Annotated in this window: 19 protein-coding genes; 5 read left to right on the top strand and 14 right to left on the bottom strand. The window is 69.1% G+C overall.

Going from position 1 to position 20,415, the window contains the following annotated elements; genetic code table 11:
• Positions 1–488: 488 nt before the first annotated feature.
• The 7 genes from ACXYMW_RS02505 to ACXYMW_RS02475 all read right to left on the bottom strand — a co-directional run bounded on the left by ACXYMW_RS02505 (position 489) and on the right by ACXYMW_RS02475 (position 6,629).
• Positions 489–1,262 (bottom strand): SDR family NAD(P)-dependent oxidoreductase, encoded by a 774-nt coding sequence (locus tag ACXYMW_RS02505; RefSeq protein WP_459033709.1) that lies wholly within the window; start codon positions 1,260–1,262, stop codon positions 489–491.
• Positions 1,255–2,043 carry an SDR family NAD(P)-dependent oxidoreductase gene (locus ACXYMW_RS02500; protein ID WP_459033708.1) on the bottom strand — a complete coding sequence of 263 codons (789 nt, stop codon included), beginning with the start codon at positions 2,041–2,043 and terminating at the stop codon, positions 1,255–1,257. The genes ACXYMW_RS02505 and ACXYMW_RS02500 overlap by 8 nt, the downstream gene beginning before the upstream one ends.
• A complete protein-coding gene (locus tag ACXYMW_RS02495) occupies positions 2,043–3,227 on the bottom strand; it encodes a zinc-dependent alcohol dehydrogenase (RefSeq protein WP_459033707.1) in 1,185 nt (394 codons plus the stop codon). The genes ACXYMW_RS02500 and ACXYMW_RS02495 overlap by 1 nt, the downstream gene beginning before the upstream one ends.
• A gap of 13 nt (positions 3,228–3,240) precedes the next feature.
• Positions 3,241–3,900, bottom strand: a complete 660-nt coding sequence (locus tag ACXYMW_RS02490; RefSeq protein WP_459033706.1) for an SRPBCC family protein — start codon at positions 3,898–3,900, stop codon at positions 3,241–3,243.
• Positions 3,901–4,240: 340 nt separating this feature from the next.
• A complete protein-coding gene (locus ACXYMW_RS02485) occupies positions 4,241–4,741 on the bottom strand; it encodes a YciE/YciF ferroxidase family protein (protein ID WP_459033705.1) in 501 nt (166 codons plus the stop codon).
• A 431-nt stretch (positions 4,742–5,172) separates the two neighbouring features.
• Positions 5,173–5,916, bottom strand: coding sequence for a sulfite exporter TauE/SafE family protein (locus tag ACXYMW_RS02480; RefSeq protein WP_459033704.1), 744 nt, complete (start codon positions 5,914–5,916; stop codon positions 5,173–5,175).
• Positions 5,913–6,629, bottom strand: coding sequence for a GntR family transcriptional regulator (locus ACXYMW_RS02475; protein ID WP_459033703.1), 717 nt, complete (start codon positions 6,627–6,629; stop codon positions 5,913–5,915). Before ACXYMW_RS02475 ends, ACXYMW_RS02480 begins: the two co-directional genes overlap by 4 nt.
• A gap of 90 nt (positions 6,630–6,719) precedes the next feature.
• Here ACXYMW_RS02475 and ACXYMW_RS02470 point away from each other — a divergent pair, with 90 nt between their 5' ends.
• From ACXYMW_RS02470 to ACXYMW_RS02455, 4 genes are all read left to right on the top strand, one after another.
• Positions 6,720–7,577 (top strand): fumarylacetoacetate hydrolase family protein, encoded by an 858-nt coding sequence (locus tag ACXYMW_RS02470; protein ID WP_459033702.1) that lies wholly within the window; start codon positions 6,720–6,722, stop codon positions 7,575–7,577.
• 107 nt (positions 7,578–7,684) lie between these two features.
• Positions 7,685–8,758: a tricarboxylate transporter gene (locus ACXYMW_RS02465; RefSeq protein WP_459033701.1), complete on the top strand. Its 1,074-nt coding sequence runs from the start codon at positions 7,685–7,687 to the stop codon at positions 8,756–8,758.
• Between the two features lie 92 nt (positions 8,759–8,850).
• On the top strand, positions 8,851–10,863 hold the full coding sequence (locus ACXYMW_RS02460) for a tripartite tricarboxylate transporter permease (protein ID WP_459033700.1): 2,013 nt from the start codon (positions 8,851–8,853) through the stop codon (positions 10,861–10,863).
• An 11-nt stretch (positions 10,864–10,874) separates the two neighbouring features.
• Positions 10,875–11,402: an OsmC family protein gene (locus ACXYMW_RS02455; protein ID WP_459033699.1), complete on the top strand. Its 528-nt coding sequence runs from the start codon at positions 10,875–10,877 to the stop codon at positions 11,400–11,402.
• 94 nt (positions 11,403–11,496) lie between these two features.
• Here ACXYMW_RS02455 and ACXYMW_RS02450 read toward each other — a convergent pair whose 3' ends face one another.
• The 4 genes from ACXYMW_RS02450 to ACXYMW_RS02435 all read right to left on the bottom strand — a co-directional run bounded on the left by ACXYMW_RS02450 (position 11,497) and on the right by ACXYMW_RS02435 (position 15,300).
• On the bottom strand, positions 11,497–12,744 hold the full coding sequence (locus ACXYMW_RS02450; protein WP_459033698.1) for a TRAP transporter large permease: 1,248 nt from the start codon (positions 12,742–12,744) through the stop codon (positions 11,497–11,499).
• Positions 12,741–13,277: a TRAP transporter small permease gene (locus tag ACXYMW_RS02445; RefSeq protein WP_459033697.1), complete on the bottom strand. Its 537-nt coding sequence runs from the start codon at positions 13,275–13,277 to the stop codon at positions 12,741–12,743. The genes ACXYMW_RS02450 and ACXYMW_RS02445 overlap by 4 nt, the downstream gene beginning before the upstream one ends.
• A 1-nt stretch (position 13,278) precedes the next feature.
• Positions 13,279–14,262, bottom strand: a complete 984-nt coding sequence (locus ACXYMW_RS02440) for a TRAP transporter substrate-binding protein (RefSeq protein ID WP_459033696.1) — start codon at positions 14,260–14,262, stop codon at positions 13,279–13,281.
• 420 nt (positions 14,263–14,682) lie between these two features.
• Positions 14,683–15,300 carry a trimeric intracellular cation channel family protein gene (locus ACXYMW_RS02435; RefSeq protein ID WP_459033695.1) on the bottom strand — a complete coding sequence of 206 codons (618 nt, stop codon included), beginning with the start codon at positions 15,298–15,300 and terminating at the stop codon, positions 14,683–14,685.
• Between the two features lie 322 nt (positions 15,301–15,622).
• Here ACXYMW_RS02435 and ACXYMW_RS02430 point away from each other — a divergent pair, with 322 nt between their 5' ends.
• Entirely contained in the window at positions 15,623–16,642 is a 1,020-nt protein-coding gene (locus ACXYMW_RS02430; protein ID WP_459033694.1) for a nucleotidyltransferase family protein, read from the top strand.
• Positions 16,643–16,731: 89 nt separating this feature from the next.
• Here ACXYMW_RS02430 and repC read toward each other — a convergent pair whose 3' ends face one another.
• The 3 genes from repC to repA form a co-directional block, all read right to left on the bottom strand.
• Positions 16,732–17,904 (bottom strand): plasmid replication protein RepC, encoded by a 1,173-nt coding sequence (gene repC, locus ACXYMW_RS02425; RefSeq protein ID WP_459033802.1) that lies wholly within the window; start codon positions 17,902–17,904, stop codon positions 16,732–16,734.
• A 167-nt stretch (positions 17,905–18,071) separates the two neighbouring features.
• Positions 18,072–19,022, bottom strand: a complete 951-nt coding sequence (gene repB, locus ACXYMW_RS02420) for a plasmid partitioning protein RepB (RefSeq protein WP_459033693.1) — start codon at positions 19,020–19,022, stop codon at positions 18,072–18,074.
• Positions 19,006–20,199, bottom strand: coding sequence for a plasmid partitioning protein RepA (repA, locus tag ACXYMW_RS02415; protein ID WP_459033692.1), 1,194 nt, complete (start codon positions 20,197–20,199; stop codon positions 19,006–19,008). Before repA ends, repB begins: the two co-directional genes overlap by 17 nt.
• Positions 20,200–20,415: the final 216 nt, after the last annotated feature.

Below are 20,415 nucleotides of genomic sequence, written 5' to 3'. Positions count from 1 at the left end.
GCGCACTGGAGCGCGCCAACCCTCTCAACCATCAACAGCTGTTAACTTTCCGCGGCAGCCGACCGCCCGGTTCGGCGGAGCGCGCAGGACGCCCTAGCGAGCAGTCGGGTCTTGAACGCGGGGCTGTCTGTCAGATCGCCCGGAACGGGCGTGTGGGGGGCATCCGCAATCACGGGCCGCCGCCTCCCGTTCACCGGCCGCGACGTTGCGGATGAGGGCGCCGAGCGGGCGGCGGAGAATGTCCGTTCCGTCCGCGCAAGACCGGCCGGCGCCAGTGGGTCTCAATCGCCAGCGGCTCCCGCACGCCGCGCCGCTGCAAGCCGCGCTCACTCAGAAAGACGCGCCGGCGCCGCCGGTTTCATCCGATTGAGGCCGGGATTTCATGCCCGGGTCTGCCATCCAGGTCAGCGCCCTATGCGCAGTGGGCTCGCACAGATCGGCGCGTTCGCCGGGTTCGGCGGGGACGCGCGGCGCCCCGCCGCCTCCCCTCACTCGGGCTTGGCGCCCATGCGGTGGATGCGTGCCAAGACGCTCTCGGGCACCAGCCCGGTGAGCGCGGTGATCGCGCGGTTGTGCAGGCCCGGGACCACGCCGCGGCGGCCGGCCATCACCGCCTCGTAGCCCTTGCGCGCCACCATGTCGGGGTCGTCCTTCTGCTTCTCCGCGATCGGTGCGTCGGCCAGGTCGTTGCCCTTTCGGTAAAAGATCGGCGTCTCGGTCGGGCCCGGCATCAGGCAGGTCAGGGTCACGCCGCTGTCTTTCCACTCGTCCTGCAGGGCGTAGCACAGGCTGTCGAGATAGGCCTTGGTGGCGTTGTAGACCGCATCGTAAGGACCCGGAACGAAGCCGCCGATGGAGCCGGTGACGAGGATCCGGCCGCGGCCCCTTTGGGCCATGCGGCGCCCGAAATGATGCAGCATCGTGGTGGTCTGCAGCATGTTCAGGTCGATCAGGCGCTTGATGTCCTGCCAATCCTGATCGGCAAAGGCCCGGCCCAGGGCGCGCCCGGCATTGGCGCACAGAAGGTCGACCTCGCGGGGGCCCACCGCGTCGAGAAAGGTCCGGACCCCGTCGCGCGACGCCAGATCGACGACGGAGGCCTCGACGGCCACGCCCAGCTGCCGCAGCTCGTCGGCGGCGGCATGGATCTCCTCCTCGTCGGCACAGATGACGAGGTCGTGGCCATCCTCCGCCGCCAGGCGGGCGAGACGCAAGCCGAGCCCGGTCGAGGCGCCGGTCACGACGGCAAGCTTGTCAGCCATGGGAACGGTCCTCCGGTTCGGCCATGTTGCGATGCAGGCGCGCCAGGAGGGCGTCCGGCAGAACCCCGCTCAGCGCTGTCTGCACCTTGGTCATCACGCCCGGCGAAACTCCGGAGGCGCCCCGCTTCATCGCCGCGTATCCCGCGCGGGCGACCTCGGCGGCATCGGCCTTGCGGCGGCTCTGCCCGACCGGGGTGTCGTCCATCTCGGCGCGGTGGAAGAACTCGGTCTCGACCGGGCCGGGCATCAGGCAGGTCACGGTGATCCCGGCATCGCGCAGCTCGTCGCGCAGGCCCCAGCTCAACGTGTCGATATAGGCCTTGGTGGCGTTGTAGACAGCCTGGTAGCTGCCGGGAATGTGCCCGGCCAGCGATCCGGTGATCAGGATTCGCCCGCTGCCGCGCGGCACCATGGCCCGCGCCGCGCGGTGCAGCAGCGCGGTCGTGCCGGTCACGTTCAGGTGGACGACCTCCTCGATCCTTGCGGGATCCTGCTTCAGGAAGGCATCGCCCAATCCGCGGCCGGCATTGGCCATCAGGTCGTCGGGAACGCGCCCCTCGAGCGCGTCCCAGAGCGTCGCGACGCCGCTTTCTGTGGCGAGGTCGGCCTGCACCGCCGTGACCGCGGCGCCCTCGGGGCGCAGTTCCGAGGCGATCTCGGCGATCTCCGGCTCGTGGGCCGTCACGATGAGCGCGGCGCCATCCGCGGCGGCCAGCCGGGCGAGCTCGCGCCCGATTCCGGTCGACGCCCCGGTCACGAGGGCCAGACGTGGTCTTTCCATCAGGCGGCCTGCAGGCCGGGCTTCAGAACGACCTTGGTCCATTCGTCCTGATTGTAGCGGAAGTTCTGGTAGCCCGTGGGCGCCTCCTCGAGCGGCAGGCGGTGCGAGATCAGGAACTGGGTGTCGAGCTCGCCCTCGCCGATGCGCCGCAGCAGATCGTCGAGGTACTTCTGAACGTGGGTCTGTCCAGAGCGGACCTGCACGCCCTTCTCCATCAGCGCCCCCAGCGGGAACTTGTCTAGCATGCCGCCATAGACGCCGGGGATCGAGATCGTGCCGCCCTTGCGCACGCACATGATGGCCTCGCGCAGGGCATGGGCGCTGTCGGCGCCGATGCCGACATTCTGCTTGATGTTGTCCATCACCGTGTCGGGGGCGAAGCCGTGGCTTTCCATCCCCACCGCGTCGATCACCGCGTCGGGGCCGAGCCCGCCCGACATTTCGGTCAGCGCCTCGAGCACGTTGGTCTGCTTGAAGTCGATGACCTCGGCGCCGAGCTTCTTGGCCAGCGCCAGCCGGTTCGGGAACTCGTCGATGGCGATCACCCGTCCGGCGCCCAGCACCAGCGCCGATTGCACCGCGAAGAGCCCGACCGGGCCGCAGCCCCAGACCGCCACGGTGTCGCCTTCCTTGATGTCGGCGTTCAGTGCGCCCTGCCAGCCGGTGGGCAGGATGTCCGACAGGAACAGCACGTCGTCGTCGTCCATGCCGTCGGGGATGACGATCGGGCCGACATCGGAGAACGGCACCCGGACATATTCCGCCTGTCCGCCCGGATAGCCGCCGGTGAGGTGCGAATAGCCGAAAAGCGCCGACAGCGCATGGCCGTAGAGCGGCTCGGTCAGGTCCTGCTTCTCCGCCGGGTTGGTGTTGTCGCAGGCCGAGTAGAGCTGGCTCTTGCAAAAGAAGCAGCTGCCGCAGGAAATGGTGAAGGGCACCACCACGCGCTGGCCCTTCTTCAGCGTGCTCTTGGGGCCGGTCTCCACCACCCGGCCCATGAATTCATGGCCGAGGATGTCGCCGGACAGCATGCCCGGGATGACCCCGTCATAAAGGTGCAGGTCGGAGCCGCAGATCGCCGTCGAGGTGACCTCGATGATGGCGTCGCGGGGATTGACGATTTCGGGGTCGGGCACGGTGTCCATGCGGACGTCGTGCTTGCCGTGCCAGGTGAGTGCGCGCATGTCGTACTCCGTCTCAGGCCGCGTCGCGGCGGTTGGCGTTGGTGGCGATCTCGCCGGTCTCCAGCAGCATCTTCAGCCGCTTCAGGTCGCGGCGCGCCTGCAGGTGCGGCTCGGCCTGGAGCAGCTTGGCGACGGCGCGGCCGAGAGTGCCGCCCGGCGCGTCGTAGGCCAGGTCGAGCGTCACTTCGGTGCCGCGCCCGGCCGGGGCGTCGCGGAACTGCACCTCGCCGCGATGCGCGAGGTCCGACTCGTCGGTGCTGTGCCAGGCGATGCGACGGTTCTCCTCGTCGGCGGTGATCTCGGTCACCAGCGTCACGTCGCGGTTGCCCGGGCCGGCGATCTGCCAGCGCGAACGCTCGCCCTCGACCCGGATGTCGTGCACGTTCGCCATCACCGTCTTCAGGTTGGTGAAGTCGCGCCAGAAGGCGTAAATCTCGGATTTCGGCCGGTCGATGGTGATGGTGCGGCCGGTCACGGTCCAGCGTCCCTGCCGGTAGCGGGAGCTGCGTTCGGGGGCGTCGTCGGCGGGCCGGTACGCCACCGAGTTCCGGGTGCGGGCCTGGTACCACGCCAGCCCGGCGATCCCCAGCACCGCCCCCGCGCCGGCCGCCAGCCAGAGCCGGTTGCGATCCGCATCATGAGGCTGCGGGACGGGAAGGTAGTCGTGTTCCATGATGAACCTCATCGCATCGGTGGGGCGGTTCCCGGTGATCCGGGGGTGGCCGACGTCATTTCGGGTCGGGCCGAGACTTGGGAAATCCACCCGTCAACTCTGCGGCGAACGCGGCGGGGCGGAAAAACGATCCCCTCGAAATTGGGTCGGCAGAACGGCACGGCAGGATTCGCGGCGTTTCCCTTTTGGCCGGGAGTCCGGGTATCAGCCGGCAAACGCCGCCAATCGGATTTCCTATCCGGATAGGCAAAAGCGACGGCCCCGTCCTGCCGTCGACCGACAGCGGTCGGCCGCGGAGCAAGGGGCCGCGCGCGCGGCCCCTTGCGGCCTGCCGCTCGGGTCAGGCGGCCTTGTTCAACGAGGTCTCGGCCAGCTTCGTCAGCTTCTCGTCGGTGGCCTTCTCCTCGTGCAGGGTGGCCTCGAAGAGCGCCACGCAGTCGGAATGGCCCATCTCGTTGGCCCAGGCGATCAGCGTGCCGTAGCGCGCGATCTCGTAATGCTCGACGGCCTGCGCCGCCGCCGCCAGAGCCGCATCCAGCACCTGCTGGTCCGCGGTTTCGCTGGCGAGCTCCTCGGCCTCCTTGATGATGCCGTCGATGGCCGGGCATTCGACGCCCTTGGGTTCTTCGCCGAGGGAGCGGAAGGCCTCCTCGAGTCGCTTGACCTGGCCGTGGGTCTCCTCGAGATGCGCCTCGAAGCCCTCGCGCAGCGGCCCTGCCGAGGCCTTCTTGATCATCTTGGGCAGGGCCTTCTCAATCTGCTTCTCGGCGTAATAGACGTCCTGCATGGTGTGCAGGAAAAGATCGTGGAGCGTTTTGATGTCCTTGGAAAACAATGCCATCGGTATCTCCTTCGGGTTTCGTGCGGAGCCGTCTCCGCGTCGTGTCGGAAAACCCGGGCCATTTGCTTCCGTTCCCGTGCCGAATTCATATTCAATTCGCGAACGCTCCGAATAGGCAATGCGCCGCCGATTCGAATTAACGCAATCGATTTGCGATATGTCTGGCCATTGGAATGCGTGTGAAGTCCGGGGGATCTCAGCAGCCTGTGGGCGGCCTACCCGCGGTCGAAGGCCACCGCGGGGCAGCGGTGGCCTTCGGAAGCGTCTCGAGCGCCAATGTACCAGGATTTACCATGCGCGCGGCGTCGTGGACGGACTTCAACGCCGCCAGACTAGCACGCTTTGCCGCCGCTGCCCCGACCGCTTATCGGTCAGCTGCCGCCAGCCGCGGCCGGAGCGTCCGGCGCCCCCTTTCCCGGCCCCCGGGCGGCTCAGATCAGGAAGGAGACGGCCAGCACCACGCCGATGGCCGAGACCGCGAGCCGCATCGGGCGTTCGGGGATCTTCCGGGTCACCGCGGCGCCGAGATAGCCGCCCACCAGCCCGCCCAGGAGCACCGCCACCGCGGCGTCCCAGCGCACCAGCCCGGACAGCGCCAGCGGCGCCACCGCGGTGGTGTTGATGGCGGCGGCGAGCAGGTTCTTGGCGCCGTTCACCCGGCCCAGCGGCACCGCGTCCGAGGCTGCCAGCACGGCGAGCAGCATGAAGCCCAGGCCGGCGCCGAAATAGCCGCCATAGAGCCCGCAGAAGAACAGCAGCAGCGCCGTGGCCGGCCCGATCCGGTTGCCGGGGAAGGCGCGCCGCATCAGTTCGGCGCTGCGCGGCCCGAGCGCGATGGCGCCCACCGCGATCGCCAGCAGGAACGGCACCACCGCCATGAAGGCCCGCTCGGACGAGAAGATCAGCGCCAGCGCGCCGAACAATCCGCCCGCCAGCACCGGCAGCAGGCGGCGCAGAAGCTGGCCGGCATCGGCCCGCAGCTCGTGGCGGTAGACCCAGGCGGCGGGCAGCTGCGCCGGCCAGACCGCGATGGTCGAGGTGGCATTGGCGACGATCGGCGGCAGGCCCGAGGCGACGAGCAGCGGGAACACGAAGAGCTTGGCGCCGCCGGCGGCGGCATTGACCATGCCGCCGAGAATGCCGGTCGCGAAGAGCAGGGCCGCGTTGTCGATCATGTCGGGGTGTCGCCGCCCCCCGACAGGACCTCGGCGGTGCGGGCGAAATGCGCCTCGGTCAGGCGGCAGACCGCCTCGCTGTCGCGCGCCAGCGCCGCCTCGGCGATGCCGCGATGTTCGGCGCCGAGGTCGCGGGCGCCGATATGGCGGTAGATCGAGGCGCGCCGGTAGCGTTCGCAGATGTCGTGCAGCCCGTCGCGGACATGCAGCAGCCAGCTCGACCCGCAGGCGCTGACCAGCGCGGTGTGGAACTCGGCATTGGCGCGTTCCCAGGCGTCGGTGACGCCGCCGGATCCCGCCAGCGCCGCGTCCTGCTTCTCGAGCCGGTAGGCGGCGGCGACGATTCGCGCCTCCCAGGCATCGTCGCCGCGCGCCAAAGCGAGGCGCAGGGCCTCCTTCTCGATGGCGGTGCGCGCGACGTTGAGATCGGCGAACTCGCCCGCGTCGAGCGGCGCCACGGTGAACCCGCGCTGCCCCTCGGCCACCACCAGCCGCTCCGAGGAGAGCCGCTGCAGGGCCTCGCGGAGCGGCGTCGGGCCGGTCTCGTATAGTCCCCGAAGCCGTTCGATTCGCAGGCGTTCCCCGGGCTTGCGCACGCCGCGGATGATGTCGGTGCGCAGCGCCTGGTAGGCCGCCTCGGTCAAGGTCGTCCCGTCGCCCGCCCGCGGGCGGGTGGAGAGCTTGGCAGGGGCGTTCGGGGACCGGTCCGTCATGTTCAGGCTTGTAGCAGCATTCAATCAGACTTTGACAGCGAAAAAATCTACGGTTACACATTTCATCGATAATTTGAGGAATCATCGCAAATGAAGCTTGTCACTGTTTCGCACGGCGGCGACCACCATGCCGGCTACCTCGACGGCGATGAGGTCGTCCTCTGCGCCAGCGGCGCCCACGCGCTGCGCACCCTGATCGAATCCGGCGAGGCGCCCGACGCCTGGTCCAAGGCGGGCGACACCCGGGTGCCGCTGTCCGAGGTCACGCTGGCCGCGCCGATCCCCGAGCCCCGGCGCGACATCTTCTGCGTCGGCAAGAACTACTTCGCCCATGCCAACGAGTTTCACTCCAGCGGCTTCGATTCGAGCGGCAAGGAGGCGGTACCCTCGGCGCCGGTGGTCTTCACCAAGGCCACGACCTCGATCTGCGGCCCGGGCGAGGACGTGCTGGGGTCGCTCGACCCGACCGAATCGGTCGATTACGAGGGCGAACTGGCGGTGGTCATCGGCCGCGGCGGCCGCGGCATCTCCGCTGCCGAGGCCATGGACCACGTCTTCGGCTACACCATCGTCAACGACGTCACCTCGCGCGAGCTGCAGAAGACCCACAACCAGTGGGTCATCGGCAAGGGCATCGACACCTTCTGCCCCATGGGCCCGTATATCGTCACCGCCGACGAGGCCGGCAGCGTCGACGCCATGGAACTGGTGACCGAGATCAACGGCGAGGTGCGCCAGAAGGCCCGGGTGGCCGATCTGGTCTTTGACATCCCGACGCTGATCGAGACCCTGTCGCGTACCATGACCCTGCTGCCCGGCGACATCATCGCCACCGGCACCCCGGAGGGCGTCGGCATCGGCTTCCGGCCGCCGCGCTACCTGGCGCGGGGCGACCGCATGCGGGTCTCGATCTCGGGGCTCGGCAGCCTGGAGAACGCCATCGCGTGAGCGGTGCCGGGCCGCGGCCGCCGGGAGGAGCGGGGCCGCGGCGCGACGACGACGAAGACAGCCGGCCGCCAGAGAGGCCGGCGCATTTCAAGGGAGGAAAGATCATCATGCGCATGCGCACCCACCTGCTCGCCACCGCGGCGGCCCTCGCGCTTCCGGCGGCGGCCCTGGCCGAGGTCGATTTCAGCGGCAAGACCATCGAGGTCGTCGTGCCCTTCGGCGTCGGCGGCGCCACCTTCGTCTCGGCCAAGTTCCTCGAGCCGTATTTCGAGAAGCACCTGCCCGGCAACCCGACCATCGAGGTCGTCGACCGCCCCGGCGGCGGCTCCATCCTCGGCGCCAACTGGTTCGAGCAGAACGCCAAGGCCGACGGCACCACGATCCTGTTCACCACCTCCTCGACGGCGAACCCCTTCGTTCTGGGCCAAGAGGGCGTGGAATACCGGCTGGCCGATTACCGCGTCGCCTACAGCCATCCCTTCGGCTCGGTGGCCTATACCTCGCCGGCCACCGGCATCACCGAAGCGGCCAACATCAAGGAATCCGACGTGCCGCTGGTCTATGGCGGCATCGCCGCCGCGGCCTCGGACCTGCCGGCGCTGCTGTCCTTCGAGGTGCTCGGCCTCGACGTGAAATCGGTGCTCGGCTTCAACGGCCGCGGCCCGGTGCGGCTGGCCTTCGAGCAGGGTTCGGTCAACCTCGATTACCAGTTCACCCCGGTCTACCTGACCCAGGTCGTGCCCTCGATCGAGGAAGGCAGCGCGGTGCCGCTCTGGACCGGCGGCTCGGTCGACGACAACGGCGACCTGACCCAGCCCGACCCGCTGGCCCCGGAACTGCCGCCGGTCTACGAGGTCCACAAGTCGCTCTACGGCGAAGCGCCCTCGGGCATCGAATGGGACGCCTTCCAGTCGATCGCCAAGGTGACCTATGCCTACGGCCTGACCGGTTACATGCATCCCGACACGCCGCAGGAGGTGCTCGACACCTTCGCGCAGGCGGTCGAGGCGATCAACGCCGACCCGGAATTCCAGAAGGAAAGCCAGGAGGTCACCAACGGCGCCCGCCTGAGCGCCGGGGAGAAGACCGAACAGGCGATCAAGGCGGCGCTGTCGCCGTCGGAGGAGGTGCGCACCTATCTGCGCGACCTGCTGAGCGACAAGTATGGCGTGAGCTTCTGATCGTCTGACCCCTCCCGCGAGGGTCCGGCCCAGGCAGAACCCGTTCCGGCGCCCTTCGGGGGCGCCCCCCATTGGCCCAGCAAGGAAACCCGATGCTTTCAGAAGCGCTCAGCGCGCTCGGCGACATGGCCGATCCGATCCGGATGGCGGCATTGCTCGGCGGCATGGTGGTCGGCATCGTCTTTGGCATGCTGCCGGGTCTCGGCGGCGTCGCGGCGGTGTCGATCCTGCTGCCCTTCATCTTCTATCTCGACGACTTCTCCGGGCTCGCCATGCTGCTCGGGGCGGTCTCGGTGGTCTACACCTCCGACACCATCACCTCGGTCCTGATCGGCGCGCCGGGCTCTCCGGCCTCGGCGCCGACCGCCATCGAGGGCCACGCCATGGCCAAGAAGGGCCAGGCCAGCCGCGCCCTCGGGGTGGGCTTCCTGGCCTCGATGGTCGGCGGCCTCGTCGGCGCGGTGATCCTCGCCCTGGCGATTCCGGTCGCCGGCCCGATCGTGCTGATGCTGGGCGAGCCCGAATTGTTCATGTTCGCCCTCGTCGGGCTGTTCTTCGCCGCCTCGATGGTCGGGCCGGACCTCGTCAAGGGTCTGGCCGCGGCCTGCATCGGCATCCTGCTGGGCGTCGTGGGCCCGGCCCAGGCGGCGGCCGATTACCGCTTCACCTTCGGCCAGGTCTACCTGCTCGACGGGCTGTCGCTGACCATCGTGGCGCTCGGCCTGTTCGGCGTCGCCGAGGTCATCGGCATGCTGGCCTCGGGCGGCGGCATCTCGCATCAGCGCATGGAGGTGACGGGCTGGTCGCAAAGCGTGCGCGACTTCGCGCAGCACTGGTTCCTGATCCTGCGCTCGGCGGTGATCGGCGTCTTCGGCGGCTTCGTGCCCGCGGTCGGCGCCTCGGCCTCGACCTGGGTGGCCTACGGCCACGCCATGCGCTCGGCGCGCGACAAGTCGCGCTTCGGCAAGGGCGAGATCCGCGGCATCGCCGCGGCCGAGGGCGCCAACAACGCCACGGTGATCGCCGACCTCGTCCCGACGCTGCTGTTTTCGGTCCCCGGCGGGCCGGCGGCGGCGATCTTCCTCGGCGCGCTGTTCTCCTTCGGCTATTACCCGGGGCCGCGGATGATCTCGCAGAACCCGGACCTGATGTACCTGATCATCTGGTCGGTGGCGCTGACCTCGGTGCTGGGGGCGCTGATCTGCTTTGCCATCACGCCGACCCTGGCGCGCCTGACCCGCATTCCCTTCGGCATCATCGCGGCCCCGCTGATGGTCGTCATGGTGATCGGCGCCTACCAGTCGACCTCGACGCTGGGCGACATCTACATGCTGTTCGCGCTCGGCACGGTGGGCTGGCTGATGAAGCACGCCTCCTGGCCGCGCGCGCCGGCGCTGGTGGGCTTCGTGCTGTCGGGCCCGATGGAGCAGTATTTCTGGCTGTCCAACCAGCTCTTCGGCTGGTCCTGGCTGCTGCGCCCCGGGGTGCTGGTGATCGCCTCGATCATCGTGCTGCCGATCCTCGCCCGGCTGGCCGGACGCGCGCTGCGCCGCCGGCGCCAGCGGGCGGCCGCGATGGCCGCCGGATCCGGGGCATCGGGCGCCGGCGGCTCCGCCCAGACGCTCGCCGAGGCCGATGCCGCCGCCGCCGACGCGGATGACGAGCCGAGACCGGGGCAACCGCCGCGCGCGGTCGAACTGGCCCTGGCGCTGGTCGCCACCGCCGCCTTCGGCTGGGCCGCGTGGGAGACCGCGCAGTTCAACCAGTCGTCGCGGCTGATGCCCCTGCTCTGCATCGTGCCCGGCCTGCCGCTGGCGCTCCTGCTGCTGGTGCGCGGCCTGCGGCGCGGCGCCGACAGCCTGCCCGAGGCCGAGCGCGACGAGGTCCGGGTGCTCGGCGCGCTGGTGCTCTATGCCGCGGCGATCTGGGCCTTCGGCTTCTCGCTGCCCACGATCGCCCTGCTGACCTGGATGCTGGTGCTGCGCGCCGGGCTGCGTCCGCTCGCCGGCATCGTCTACGGCGGGGCGATCTTCATCGCCGCGCATGTCCTGTTCTCCCTCCTGCGCGGCGACGCGCCGGTGGGAGCCATCCTGCCCATCAGTTGAGGAGATACGCCATGTCCGACATGATCGACGACGACATCATCGCCCCGAGCATCGATCCCGAGACCAAGAAGATCGGCATCCGCCACGTCAAGGCGACCAACGCCGCCGGCACCCGCACCAAGATCCAGGTGCGTGACTTCGCGCCGGTCTACACCGACGAGCCCGACAGCCTCGGCGGCACCAACAGCGCGCCGAGTCCCTTGGAGACCGTGCTGGTGGCGCTGGTCGGCTGCGACGGCGTGATCATCAACGGCGTCGCCGAGGCGATGAAGTTCGCCTATGCCGGCGTCGACTTCGCCTGCCAGAGCCAGATCGACGTGCGCGGGCCGAAGGGCGTGCCGGGCGTTCGGCCCTACTTCGAATCCGCCAAGCTCGACATCACCGTCTACAGCGACGAGAGCGAGCAGCGCTTCGCCCAGCTGCGCAAGAACGTCGAGTATCGCTGCCCGGTGATGAACCTGCTGAACGCGGCGGAGGTCGCCATGGACGTCACCTGGACGCAGCGTCCGGCGGCGGACTACGCCGGCTCGGTGGACTGAGGCAGCCGCGCCCCCGGCGAACCCCGGACGCGGGGGGACGTGCTGCGCCGCGCCGGGCGGATCCTTCCGCCCGGCGCGGTTGCGCCTTTCGGGCTCAGACCAGGAGCGGCACGAAGGCGATGAGCAGATAAACCAGCAGCAGCACGCCCAGATAGGGCAGCACCGCGCGGGTGATCCGCTCGATCGGCAGGCCCGCCGTCGAGGAGGCGACGAAGAGGTTGATGGCCACCGGCGGGGTCACCATGCCGATCGCCAGGCCGACGACGATGATGATGCCGAAATGCACCGTGCCGAGGCCCAGCTGCAGCGCCAGCGGCAGCAGCATCGGGGTCAGGATGATCAGCGCCGAGGCGGTCTCGAGGAAGACCCCCGCGACCAGGATCACCGCCATGATCAGCAGCAGCAGGACATAGGTCTCCGAGGACAGCGCCATCGCCGCCTCGGCGATGCGTCCCGGCACCTGCCAGCTCGACAGCGTCCAGCTCAGCACCGCCGAGGCGGCGATCACGAACATGATCACCGCGGTGGTGACCCCGGCCCGCACCACGATGGCATAGAGCGCCCCGAGGCTCAGGTCGCGGTAGACGAAGATCGAGATCAGGATGGCGTAGTTCACCGCCACCACCGCCGCCTCGGAGGGCGTGAAGATGCCCGAGAAGATGCCGCCCAGAATGATCAGCGGCGCCATCAGGCCCCAGCTTGCCGCGGCCAGGCTGCGCCCGATGGTGCGGAGGTTGAGCGCGGTGCCGCGCGGATAGGCCCGCCGGTGGCCCTGGATCAGCGCCACCGCGATCAGGCCGAGCCCCATCGCCACGCCCGGCAGAAAGCCGTTGAGAAACAGCCGGGCAACCGATTCCTGCGCGATCACCGCGTAGATGATCATCGGCACCGAGGGCGGGATCACCACCCCGATGGTGCCCGAGGCGGCGATCAGCGAAGCCGCCGCTGCCGGGTCGTAGCCCTTGCGGCTGAGCTCCGGCACGAGGCTCGCGCCGACCGCCGCGGTGGTCGCGGCGCCGGAGCCCGAGATCGCCGCGAAGAACAGCCCCGCCAGCACCGAAACGATGGAGAGCCCGCCCTTCAGGAAGCCGAACAGGCTGTCGGCAAAGGCCACGAGGCGGCGCGAGATCTCGCCCTGCGCCATGACGTCGCCGGCCAGGACGAACATCGGCACCGCCACCAGCGCGAAGGAATTGATCCCCGCGAACATCTGCTGCGGCACCACCATCAGCGGCAGGCCGGACGCGTCGAGCGCCGTCATCGTGGCGGCGCCGATGACGATCGCCACCGGCAGGCCCATCAGCAGGAAGAGCAGGAACAGGGCCCCCAGGAGAAGCGTCACGGCACGCCCTCCCCGCCTGTGCGGCCCGCGGCGGCAAGCTCGGACGCCGCCGCCCGCGGCGGCGCCCCGGCGATCAGCCGCACGAGGTCGATCGCCGCCAAGAGCGCCATCAGCGCGGCGCTCACCGGCATCACCGCGTAGACATGGCTCATCGACAGCCGCAGCGACGGCGATTTCTGGAAGCTCTGGACCTGCATGTAGTGCCAGCCGATCACCGCGAGGGTGACGAGAAAGGCCAGGGCCACCAGCAGCGCCGCGCCGGTCACCGCGCGCCGCCAGAGCGGCGGCAGGCTGTCACGCAGCAGCGCCACGGCGATGTGGCGGCCCTGCTGGTAGGCCAGCGCGGCGCCCAGGAAGGTGATCCAGATCAGCCCGAACCGCGCCACCTCCTCGGTCCAGCGCAGCGAGGTGAAGGCCACCCGGCTGACGATCTGGAGGGTGATCACCAGGGTCAGCCCGGCCATGCCGGCGAACACCACGGGCGCCAGCACGGCCGCGACGGCCCTGTCGATCCAAGCCAGCGCCCGGAGCATGTTACTGCAGCGCGTCCTGGATGCGCGGCAGGTAGTCGCCGAACTTCTCGCCATATTCGGCATAGACCGGCTGCACGGCTTCGGCGAAGGCGGCGAGGTCGGCATCCTCGATCACCTCCATGCCGGCATCCTTCAGCGCCTGCAGCTGCTCGCCCTCGAGCCTGGCGTTGAGCGCGCGCTCGTATTCCGCGGCCTCCTGCGCGGCCTCCGCCACGATCTGCTGCGTCTCCTCGGAGAGCTGGCCCCATTTCGGCAGGCCCATGACGAAGATCGCCGGCGCGTAGGTGTGCCGGGTCATGGTCATGTGGGTCTGGGTCTCGTTCAGCTTGAACGAATGCACCACGTTGACCGGGTTCTCCTGGCCGTCGATGGTGCCCTGCTGCATCGCCGTCAGCGCCTCGGTCCAGGCCATCGGGATGGCGTCCGCGCCAAGCTGGCGGAAGGTGTCGATATAGACCGGGTTCTCCATCACGCGGATGCGCAACCCGTCGAGATCGGCGGGGCTGGCCACCGGCTTCTCGGAATTGGTCAGGTTGCGGAAGCCGCGCTCGGCATAGGCCAGGCCCTTGAGGTTCACCTCCGACAGCCGGTCGAGCAGCTCCTGCCCGATCTCGCCGTCGAGCACCTCGTAGGCGGCCTCGGGGGACGGGAACAGGAAGGGCAGCTCGAACACCGCCATCTCCTCGAGGAAGTTGGAGACCGGGCCATTGGTGATGATGCCCATGTCGACGGTGCCGATCTGCATGCCCTCGAGCAGCGTGCGCTCGTCGCCCAGCGTGGCATTGGGGAAGATCTCGACGCTGATGGCGCCGTCGGAGTGCTCGGAGACCAGCTCCTGGAACTTCTCGGCGGCGGCGTGGAAGCCGTCCTGCTCGTTGACCACATGCGCAAGGCGCAGGGTCACCGGCTCGATCTCGGCCGGGACCGGCGCGGCGGCGAGAGTCATCGCGGCGGCGAGGCCGGTGAATGTCAGAAAGCGGGTCATGTCATACTCCGTGGCTGAAGGCGCACGCCACTGGCGCCGCGGCCGAACCGTGCGCGCGGGCGGGAAAATTTGTCATATCGCTGCGGCAAACCTGCGCGAAATGGCGGTTTGTTGCGCCTATGGCGCAGAAGCCGGGGGAATTGCAAGACGTTGCGGGTCGACATTTCCGAAACCCCGCGGGCCCGAAAATCGGGCACCCGGCCCGGGGAATGGCTTGCCTTCGGGGTGCCGAGGGGCCGCGTGGCGCCGGTGGGTGTTTCGCCGTCCTGAAAGCGGGCGATCCCGGCCGCCCCCGGAGCCGGGCGCCGCGCCGGTGAGGGTCCGGGCCCCCTGCCCCGCCCTTGCCGCCGCCGCCCGCGCGGGTCTTGTGCCGAGTGCGGCCCCTTGCCCTCCCGGCGCCGGAGCCGCATCTGCCAGGTCCTACGACCCCGGCGCGCGCGGGGCGCGCCAGCCGCGCCAGACGCTGATCACCCGGATCGCGAAGGCCGCGACGACGCCCGCCGCGGCGGTCCAGCTCTCGGCCAGGCCCAGGGCGGCGCCGATCACCACCAAGGCGGCCCCGACCATCGCGGCAAGCGCGTAGATCTCCTCCCGCAGCACCCGCGGCGTTTCCACCACCAGCAGGTCGCGGACGGCGCCGCCGCCCACCGCGGTGAGCACGCCCAGCAGGATGGCGGGGGTCGGGTCGAGCTCGAAGTGCAGCGCCTTCCGGCATCCGCTGACCGCGAAGAGACCGAGCCCGAGCGCGTCGAGCACCATCACCGGCTTGCTGAGACGGGCCAGCACGCGATGGCCGGCAAAGCCCACGAGGCCCGCCGCGAGCGCCGTCAGCAGATAGCGGGGATCCTCGAGCGCGGTGGGCGGCGTGGCGCCGAGCAGCATGTCGCGGATCATGCCCCCCGCCAGCCCGGCCGCCACCGACAGGACCGCGATGCCGAAGATGTCGAGCCGGCGCCGCACCGCGACCACCGCGCCGCTGATGCCGAAGACGAAGGTGCCGAGCAGGTCGAGCCAGAGACCAAGCGGGAGGACTTCCATGTGCGGGACCGATGCCGTGAAACCGGACAGCACCATCGCCGCTAACGGGCCCGGCGTCCACCGGACCGCGGCGCTGCTGCTCTCGAACCGTGTCGGTCGGACCCGGCCGCGCAAGCGGGAATGCCGATTGGCCCCTCTGGCTTAGCGGTCCTGGCTAGCGCTGTGGCAGGCGCCCGAAGCCCCTGCCCTCTCCGGCCGGCGATTGCGCAGATCTGCGGCTCAATGAATGCGCGCATTCGCGGCCCTACCCGACAGAAAATTTTTCCTAGGGTAGACTTCAGAGTCTCTTACCCTACAAAAAATTTAGCGTAGGGTAGCCGGCATGATCGCGCATCACTCGCATATCGGCGTCGCCGCCTGGACCGACCTTCTGCGCCTCCTCAAGGATACGCAGGTGTCCGAGCTGCGCGGATCGCCGAAGCTGAAGACGGTCGGCAACCGCAAATACTGGTATGACCAGTACCGCATCGGCACCGAGGTTGTCGACCGCTACATCGGCGAGGACAGCTCCGCGCTGCGCGAACGGCTGGAGCGGATCGGCGAGTTGGCGCGCGCCCGCAAGGCCAACGAGGCCGAGCGCGCGCGGCTCATGCGGGTGCTCCGGGCCGAGGGATATCTGATGGCGGATGCCCAGACCGGGCAGGTCGTCTCGGCCATGGCGCGGGCCGGGGTCTTCCGGCTCGGCGGCACGCTGATCGGCACCCAGGCCTTCCGGCTCTACGAGGGCGAGCTCGGCCTGCGGATCGGGTTCGGCCAGACCGCGGTCACCGACGACATCGACATCGCAAGCTTCGAACGGCTGTCCCTTGCGCTCCGCGACGTGGTGGACGAGTCCCTGCCCGAGGTGTTTTCACAGCTGCGCTTCGCGCCGGTTCCCTCGATGGAGAAGTCGAGGGTCTGGCGCTGGAAGCAGACCGACCGCAATACCCTGGTCGAGTTCCTGACCCCGTCTTTCGACGCGCAGGAGGGTCTGCGCGACCTCCCTGCCCTCGGCGTCGCCGCGCAGAGCCTGCATTATCTGAATTACCTCATCGCCGAGCCGATCCAGACCGCGCTGCTCTACCGGTCCGGAACGCTCGTGCAGATCCCGCGCCCCGAGCGTTTTGCCATCCACAAGCTGATTGTCGCGGATCGGCGCAGGGCGGACCCGGACCGGCTCAAGGTGCGGAAGGATCGCGCGCAGGCCGAATTCCTGATCGAGGCGCTGAGCGAGGAGCGGCCCGAGGACCTCGCCGAGGCCTACCGGACGGCTCTGGACCAGGGGCCTGCCTGGCGCAGCCGGCTGGCATCGTCGCTGGAGAATTTGCCGAAAAGCCGGGAGCGGCTTCAGGCCTTGCTGTGAGTGCCGCCGGCCAGCAGCAGCTCCACCGGCGCAGTCGCGTGGACTTAACAGCTGTTAAGCGGCCCGCAGCGACGGGCATTTAACAGCTGTTAAGCCGCCTCCGCGACCCGGGTCAGCGCCAGCAGCATCGGCCCGCAGCCAAACTGACGCGCCGCAGCCTTGGCCGAAAGGGCCCGCAAATAGGCGCCGGGCGAACGGATCTGGCCGAACCGCTGCAGTATGGCGGCCACGACGATGGCGGCCTGTGCCGGTCCCATGCTGCGCTGCGCCTGCAGCCATGTCGCGTCGTCGATGCCCATGCCGGCACGCAAATTCGCCGCCAGTTCGTGCAGTTGATGCCAATGCCGGATGGGTTCCTGCGCGAAGACCTGGATCTCCGAACAGCACGAGAGCACCAGGGGCAAGGGCACGTGCGGAAGACCCCGCGCCTCGCCCTCTGCGTTTTCTTCGCGATGACCGGCGTTGCCATCGCAGCCTTCAGATTCAGGATCTTCTTTGTCTGAATTCTGATGGTGCTGCTCAATTCGGGACTCGCTGGTGCTCAGATTTACCGTTTTGCAGCGACTCGGGCCTTCCAGAACGTCGCGCGCCAGATCGAGCAGGCCGAGGAGATCGGACTTGAGGTCGAGCAGGTCGCCCTCGGGCAGCTTGCGGCGCAACGCCCGTGCCGCCAATGCGGCCCTGTCCGACAATTCGTCCCAGAGCGCCAGCCCGGGGCGCTCGGTGGCGCCCAGTGTGGCCACCGCCGCCAGATCGCGGCGCATCAGGCTGACGACCTCGCGCAAGCTCCGCAGGCGTTCTTCCGCGGCATCGACCGCCTCGGCGGCCTGGCGGATCTCCGCGGCCCGGCGGGGCAGGGGGCTCAGGTCGAAGCCGAAGGCCACGTCGCCGCCGGCATTGCGACGACAATAGCGCTTGCCGTTGGGGCTGTCCCTGCGCGCCAGAAAGCCAAGGGCGACCAGCCGGGCCAGGTGGCGCCGCATCGTCGAGCAGGCCATGCCGTTCAGCCGCTCGGCCAGGGCCTTGTTGGAGGGAAAGACCACGGAGCCGCGATCGGCGGCCAGGTCGCGGTCCGGATGGAAGCTCAGGAGGCCCTGGAGCACGGTCAGCTCGCGCTCGCCCAGCCCGAAGGCGCGGCGCGCGCGGGTCAGATCGCGGTGCAAAGCCCACTTGTCCACGGCCAATGAGGCCGCGGGGTCAGACGGTGCCAGATGGGCGCGCGTCATCGGCCGCTGAAACGGCGAAATCGGGGTGTAATGCATGGTCTTGGCCACGAAAGCACAGCTCCGCCGGCCCGCAACGCGCTTTGCGCTTGCAGGGGATCGGGCCGGTCGCTAAGCTCAGAGGTGCGAAAACTGAGGGCTGTAGCGGGCCGGTCCTGCGACGGTTCTTACCTGAGGCCTCGTGAAGTCACATTCACGGGGCCTTTTCATGCGCTTCCTGTCGTGTCTCCCTGTTGTGACTGCTCATCCTCGGTCTTCCGGGCGTTCCATCGCCCGTGAAGTTCGGCGATCAGGGCAGGGGCCTCGCGTTCGAGCCAGCCGGCAAAGCCGGCATCCTGCGCTGCGATGTCGATTCTCAGATTGCGGCCGCGTCCCGACCGCGACAGCCGCGCCGTGCCGACGCCCGGGATGGCGTGTCCGGCGTCGCGCGGGGCCGGGGTCGCCTTCGGCTGCGCCGCCTTGAGCACCGCCAGGAAGGCCGCGTCCGAGCGTTCCCCGGTGGCGCCGCCACGCTCGGCGGTGGCCGCGGCCTCGAGCAGGGTCTGGCCCTCGGCACCCCCGGCAATGGCGCGCTTCAGCTCCTCCCAGCGCGGCCGGCCGATGCCGGGCGCCGGTCCGATGGCGCGGATCAGATCGTCGCCGACGGTGCGCACCACGCCGAGCATCTGCGACAGCCCGGCCTCGGTCAGGTTCAGCACCTCGGCCACCGCCTTGTTGCTGCGCTCGCCCTCCGGCAGATGGTCGCCCTCGACCAGCGCGGCGGCGACCAGCGCCCGTTCGATGAAGCTGAGGTCGCGCCGCTCCTGGTTCTCCAAGAGCTGGTCCTTCAGCGCCTGGTCGTCCTCGAGCTCGGTCACGATGGCGCGGACCGGGCGGTCGAGCTGCCGGCACGCCTCCAGTCGGCGGCGCCCGTAGATCAGCTGGTAGCTGTCGCCCTCGCCGGGCCGCACCAGGATGGGCACCCGCTGGCCGTTGCGCTGGATCGACGCGGTGAGGTCCGCGACGTCGAGCCCGAGGCGGTCGTCGAGCCGTCCGGACACGGCGATGCGCTCCGGCTCGATCTCGGCGATGCCGCCGCGCAGGCGTCGGTTCTCGCGCACGTCCGGCGCGTTGTAGAGCGTGCTCAGCGCCGGGTTAAGCTTAGCCCTTCGTGCCATCTCGGCCCCACGTCTTCTGGATCAGCATGGCGATCTCGTCGTTCACCGCGTTCATCGATTCCACCGCCCGGTCGTAGGTCGAGCGGGTGAAATCCTTGCGCTCGACCTCGTAGAGGGTCTGCTTGGTCAGCCCGGCATCCGAGATGGCGGTGGATTCGACCATGTGGTTGGTCAGCACCGAGCGCCCGAACAGGCCGCGGATGAAGGCGATCATCTCGGTCTGCGGGGCGTCGCCGACTTTGTAGCGCGTGGGCAGGAATTTCAGCCATTCGTAGCGCAGGTTGGCGCCGGCATCGCGGATCACGCCAAGAAGGTCCGAGGTCATCCGCAGGAACTGGCTCATCGACATCAGGTCGAGCATCTGCGGATGCACCGTCACCAGCACCCCGGTCGAGGCCGAGAGCGCCGACATGGTCAGGAAGCCGAGCTGCGGCGGGCAGTCGATCACCACCACGTCGTAATCCGGCTCGACCTCGTCGAGCGCGTCGCGCACCCGCGAGAAGAATGCCTTGGCGCCGCCGCGATGGATCGCGGCGGGCGTTTCGTGCTCGAATTCCATAAGCTCGAGATTGCCGGGAATCAGGTCGAGCCCGCGCATGTAGGTGCGGCGGATGACGTCGGCGATCGGCACCGGGTCGTCGTAGCGCACGACATCGTAGAGCGTGCCGCCCTCCATCAGGTCGATCTCCGGCTGGATGCCGTGCAGGGCGGACATCGAGGCCTGCGGATCGAGGTCGATGGCGAGCACCCGGTAGCCCTTGAGCGCCAGCCGTTGCGCCAGGTGAGCAGAGGTCGTGGTCTTGCCCGACCCGCCCTTGAAGTTCACCACCGAGATCACCTGGAGGGCGTCGCCCTCGCTGCGGCCGGGCACGTAGGTGTTCGGCTTTTTCGCTTTCAGCTCAAGAGCTTGACGGATTTCCCAGATATCGTCGAGGGTGTAGCGCCGGTGGTTGCCGGCGGTCATGTCGACCTCGGGAATCTTGCCTTCGCGGTGCAGCTTGCGAAGATAGGTGTGGTCGACGCCGAGCAGGTCGGCGGCCTCGCCGCTGGTCAGGCTGCGCATCGCCTTCTGGGCATTGGGGGGAAAATGCGCCTCTCTCTGCGCATGCAGATTCGCCGCCAGCAATTCGGCATAATGGCCGATGGCAATGTCCAGGTCCTGGTCCGTATCCGTCATGCTCTGCTCGATCCGTGGGCGCGGTTTTTCGTGAAACTCGCGCTATTTTTCGAGACTATTGCCCGGCGTAACGGATTCGTGCAAGAGATTTCCTTGTCGGACGGCCGGTTGGGTCCCTGGCGCCACGTGCGGCGAGGATAGACGCGGCGCTTCGGCGACACCAGACGGCGCACCCGCGGAGGGGCGCGCCGGCCGGGCGCTGCGCGGGGGCGCCGC

This window comes from Roseivivax sp. CAU 1761 (genome assembly GCF_054482755.1).
The sequence above is the reverse complement of the archived record's forward strand: the minus strand, read 5'-3'. Positions and strand labels throughout refer to the sequence as shown.